This window comes from Mycobacterium sp. (assembly GCF_049278535.1).
In the GTDB taxonomy this organism is placed as follows: Bacteria; Actinomycetota; Actinomycetes; order Mycobacteriales; family Mycobacteriaceae; genus Mycobacterium.
Genome location: NZ_JBAPMI010000150.1, coordinates 1 through 4,633, shown reverse-complemented (window position 1 = coordinate 4,633; position 4,633 = coordinate 1). Strand labels below are relative to the sequence as shown.

5 protein-coding genes are annotated in these 4,633 nt (G+C 67.0%); 1 reads left to right on the top strand and 4 read right to left on the bottom strand.

The annotated features are described in order from the left end of the window. Positions 1–53 precede the first annotated feature (53 nt). Positions 54–362, bottom strand: a complete 309-nt coding sequence (locus WAO18_RS09730) for a hypothetical protein (protein ID WP_422205914.1) — start codon at positions 360–362, stop codon at positions 54–56. A gap of 489 nt (positions 363–851) precedes the next feature. On the opposite strand from WAO18_RS09730, the gene WAO18_RS09725 reads away from it, so the two are divergent. Next, on the top strand, positions 852–1,694 hold the full coding sequence (locus tag WAO18_RS09725; RefSeq protein ID WP_422205912.1) for a dienelactone hydrolase family protein: 843 nt from the start codon (positions 852–854) through the stop codon (positions 1,692–1,694). 9 nt (positions 1,695–1,703) lie between these two features. Here WAO18_RS09725 and WAO18_RS09720 read toward each other — a convergent pair whose 3' ends face one another. The 3 genes from WAO18_RS09720 to glmM all read right to left on the bottom strand — a co-directional run. Beyond that, entirely contained in the window at positions 1,704–3,080 is a 1,377-nt protein-coding gene (locus WAO18_RS09720) for a hypothetical protein (RefSeq protein ID WP_422205911.1), read from the bottom strand. 2 nt (positions 3,081–3,082) lie between these two features. Then, positions 3,083–3,385, bottom strand: a complete 303-nt coding sequence (locus WAO18_RS09715) for a type VII secretion target (protein ID WP_422205909.1) — start codon at positions 3,383–3,385, stop codon at positions 3,083–3,085. A gap of 37 nt (positions 3,386–3,422) precedes the next feature. Continuing rightward, positions 3,423–4,633: phosphoglucosamine mutase (gene glmM, locus WAO18_RS09710; protein ID WP_422205907.1), on the bottom strand; the 1,211-nt coding region annotated here is incomplete at its 5' end.

Genomic DNA, 4,633 nt, shown 5'->3' with positions numbered 1-4,633 from the left:
CCCCCACGCCTCTGACCTGCATCAGGTCAGCGTTTTAGCTAGTCGGCTGCTACTCAGTGATGGTCGTTCCAACCCGGGCCACCCGGACCGTGGTTGTCCCATCCCGGGCCACCATGGTTGTCCCATCCGGGGCCTCCCGGGTGGTCATGGTCCCAACCCGGGCCACCCGGGTGGTCATGGTCCCAACCCGGGCCGCGGTCGTTATCCTGGCGCCAGTCGCCGGGGCCGTGCCAGTGATCCCGGTCGTGGGGGTCGCCGTCGCCGTAGAAGTCATCGTGACAGCGGTTCCAGTCCCAGTTGTTGCCCCAGCCCGGGTCATAGAACTGGCCGGGGCACCAGTGATAGTCCGGGAGCGGGGCCATTGGCTGAGCCTCCGCGATGCTCGCCGCTCCAATGCCGGCGAGTCCAAGACCCGAGGCAATGGCAGTCGCAGCTGCGATTTGTTTGATGTTTATCACTCGTTCTTAGTACCACCCGGGACCACCCAGCTAAACGCTCGGCAGGCAAAATTCGCTATGAGTTCCTGTGAATAAGCTTGGTATTGAATGAGATTCATTACCGAGCACAGCGGGTGTTGGCGATGACGTAAGCACCCTGGTCTGCGAAGCGTCGCCAAAACAGTGCAGCCGCCCCGAGTTGGGACCTCTGCACAGAGTCGATTTCGGTTAGATCACGGATGCCAGGGGCCTAGCCGTGCCAGTGGTCGGCCGTCGTACCACCTCGCCGGTGCGGCCAAACTCCTCCATCGGGCGTGTTTCGCTGGCGAATTACTGTCAATGAGCTTGATATCGACTGTTCGGTGGTGCGGCAACTCGCTCCGGGCCCGCGGCGGCGTGCGCTACCGTCATCGGGTGGCAAAGACCAGCAAGCTCGTCGGCGCCCTTGCGCGACGTGGGCCCCATCGAGTTTTGCGCGGCGACTTGGCATTCGCGGGAATACCGGGCGTGGTCTACACGCCCGAGGCCGGTTTCAACCTGCCCGGTGTGGCGTTCGGCCACGATTGGCTCACCGGGGTGGCCCGCTATTCGGGCCTGCTAGAACACCTGGCCTCCTGGGGCATCGTCGCTGCAGCACCCGATACCGAGCGCGGAGTGGCGCCGTCGGTGTTGAACCTGGCATTCGACTTGGGCACTGCGCTGGATATCGCCGCGGGGGTGCGACTCGGGGCTGGAAAGATCAGCGTGCATCCCGGCAAGCTCGGCGTGATCGGCCACGGCTTCGGCGGCTCAGCCGCGGTGTTCGCGGCCGCCGGCATGAAGGCCAAGCCGCAAGCGGTGGCCGCGCTCTATCCGGCCATCACCGACCCGTCTGCAGAGCAGCCGGCCTTGGCACTTCGTGTGCCGGGTGTGGTGTTCAGCGCTCCGGGGTCGGCAAAGTCGCTGCGCTCCAATGCCATTGAACTCTGGCGCGCCTGGGACACGGCGACCCTGCGAATCGTCGCTAAGGCTCAGCCCGCCGGGCTGGCCGAGGGCCGTCGATTGACCTCGGCCTTCGGCCTGGGTGGTCCGGATCGCAAGACGCAGAAGACGACTCGCGCGCTGCTGACCGGCTACCTGCTCTACACGCTCAGCGGCGACAAGACGTACCGCGACTTCGCCGACCCCGACGTGCAACTGCCCAAGACCCTCCCGATGGGCGACGAGGCCGCGCCGCTGAGCCCGGAGGAGAAGTTCGTCGCGCTGCTCAAGGGCTGAGCCCGCATGTCACTGCCCCGCTTGAGGTAGCTGGTCCTCGGCGATCTCGCACGGCGTCGATCCGTCATCCGGTGACGCCGCCGCCGGCCCGGGCTGATCAGCCGGTGCAGCGGGCGGTGGCGGATCCAATTCCTGTCCGACGGGCTCGCCCACCGGATCACTTGTCGCCGAAGGGGTTTCGGCGAGCGAATCCACCGGCTGGTCGGGCGTGAGGTCAGTGTCGTCTGGCTTGTCGTCCTCGACAGCGTCTTCTGGCTTGTCGTCCTCGACAGCGTCGTCTGGCTTGACATCATCATCGTCTGGCTTGTTGTCGTCAGCAAGCTCTAGCGGGTCATCGACCGGCGAGTCACCGACTCCGGTGCCGTTGCCGAGTCCGCCGGCCAGTGAGCCCAGAATGCTGCCGATGCTGTCGATGATGCTTCCGACCACACCGCCGATGCCACCGGTAGCACTCCCGAGACTGCCTGCGCCGGAGGATAACCCGCCGACATCACCAAGCGGGGTCGCCAGTTCGGGCGGCATCGAAGCCGTATCGTCGAGGCCGCCCGCCGAAAAGTGCTCCGGCTCTTGGTTTATCGACGGTTGTGGTGCCGGCGCCGCCGCGGCCACAGTCGGCACCGCGTTGGCGGGCAGGGCCATTACGGGTGTTGACTCCGCAACCGGATGCTGCTCGAGCACCGGCTGCCAAGCCGGACCCCAATCGCCCGGAATGTCGAAACGCACCTCGGACGTCGACGCCAACGCGTGGATGGCCGCGTCGTAGGACGCCGCTACCGACGCGGCGCCCGAACCCATCGCGGCGAGCCAGTCGTTGCGAATATCGTTGTCCACGTACGGAGTTATCTGTTGGCGAATCACCTCTTCGGCCGTCGACCGGTCCCGCGTCCCCGCTGTGCCGAACTGGGCAGCAGTCAGCCAGTCGGACCGCTGCGCCGCTCGGCGTTCGTCGATCGCGACGGCGGTCGCGACCTTTGCATCGACTGCCTTCCAGATGTCTTCCCGCAGGGCGCCATAGTGCTCAGCGGCGGCGCGAACGCGCGCGGCTACCGCTGTAGCGACGTCGCAGTGATGCTGGAGAAACCGTGCCGCGGAATCGGCTCCCCGGCCTCGCCACGCCACAGCGAGCTCGGTGACCTGCGTGCGCTGCACCCACAGCGCCTCCTCGATCGCAGTGGCCGCGGCGCGAAGCGCGCCCGTGTCGTCGTCGAGCACCCGCAGGTCAAGGCCGGCCTCGGTGTCGTACCATTCCCAGACCTGCGACGCGTGCGCGGTCAGGTCGGGCTGCTGATAGCCCAGCTGATGGCATGCGTCGACATAGGTCTGCGTGCGCTCGACCGCGGGTCGGCCCTCGGCTAATCGCGCAGCGACGTCGAACCCGTCGGCCATGCTCAGCCGATCCGCGCGGCGGCGAATTGGTCGGCGTCGGCGTAGCGATTAGCGCTGGCCCGCAACGCGGTTGCGACCTCCATACTGGCCCGTGCCCACTGCGCAAGATCGGTGCCGAGGCGGTGCAACGCAAACCGCAGAGCATCGCCTTGACCGATGTAGGCACGTCCGGAGGCGGTGCCGTCGAAGGCCAGCCTGCCGAACTGGGCTCGAACCGCGCCGTCGATGAGATGTGCTGCGTCGTCAAATCGGTTCGCCACGGTCTGCACTGCTGCAGCGTCAACGAATGCTTCTTGTTGTGCCATAACGGGTTCGACGCGACGCGTCGCCCGACGGTTCCGCCTAGTGCGTGCCGCGTACCGTGTCGGCGACGTGCGCGGCGAGCCGGTGAGCGACGTGCTCGTCGTCGGCTTCCACCATGACCCGAATCATCTGTTCGGTTCCCGACGGGCGCAACAGGATTCGTCCGGTGTCGCCCAGTTCGTCTTCGGCCCGCTGGACCGCGTCACGAACCGAAGGCGCGGCAACCGCGGCGGCCTTGTCGGCGACGTCGACATTGATCAGGACCTGCGGCAAGGTGTGCATCGCAGAGGCCAGGTTCGCCAGCGATGTGCCGGTCTGCGCAATCCGCGACATCAGCCGCAGGCCGGTCAGTATGCCGTCGCCGGTAGTCGACAGCGTGGGCAGGACAATGTGTCCGGATTGCTCGCCGCCGAGGCTGAACGCGCCAGATCGTAACTCTTCCAACACATATCGGTCGCCGACACTGGTGGTGCGAACATCGACACCGGCCGCACGCATGGCCAGATGCAGGCCGAGATTGCTCATCACGGTGGCGACCAGCGTGTTGCCGGCGAGCTCGCCGGCTTCTTGCATCGCCAGCGCGAGGATCACCATGATGGCGTCGCCGTCGACGACCTCACCGGCGGCATCGATGGCCAGGCACCGGTCGGCGTCACCGTCGTGAGCCAATCCGAGGTCGGCGCCGTGCTGCAGAACCGCCGAGCGCAGCACGTCCAGATGTGTCGAGCCACAGCGGTCGTTGATGTTGAGCCCGTTGGGTTCGGCGTTGATCGCGATCACGCGCGCACCGGCTGCGCGGTAGGCACGTGGCGCGGCCGCCGAGGCGGCGCCGTGTGCGCAGTCGACGACCACGGTCAGCCCGTTGAGCTGGACTGTGCTGGCCTTGCCGACCTGACGCAGGTAGCGGTCCAGCGCATCGTCGGCGTCGATCACCCGGCCGATTTCGGTGCCGACGGGACGCAGCCCCGGCCCCGTTGCGACCAGATCCTCGATCTGGTCTTCGGTCGCGTCGTCGAGCTTGTGCCCGCCTGGCCCGAAGATCTTGATGCCGTTGTCGGGCATCGGGTTGTGCGACGCGGAGATCATCACCCCGAAATCGGCGTCGTAGGCGTGGGTCAGGTAGGCGACCGCCGGGGTCGGCAGCACACCGGTCCGCAGCGCGTCCACGCCCTCACTGGTCAGGCCCGCGATGACCGCGGCTTCCAGCATCTCGCCACTGGCGCGGGGGTCGCGGCCGATCACCGCGACGC

Bases quoted from the DNA above. Each gene is read 5' to 3' on its own strand.
- WAO18_RS09730 (WP_422205914.1), bottom strand. From the start codon at position 362: ATGGCCCCGCTCCCGGACTATCACTGGTGCCCCGGCCAGTTCTATGAC.
- WAO18_RS09720 (WP_422205911.1), bottom strand. From the start codon at position 3,080: ATGGCCGACGGGTTCGACGTCGCTGCGCGATTAGCCGAGGGCCGACCC.
- WAO18_RS09715 (WP_422205909.1), bottom strand. From the start codon at position 3,385: ATGGCACAACAAGAAGCATTCGTTGACGCTGCAGCAGTGCAGACCGTG.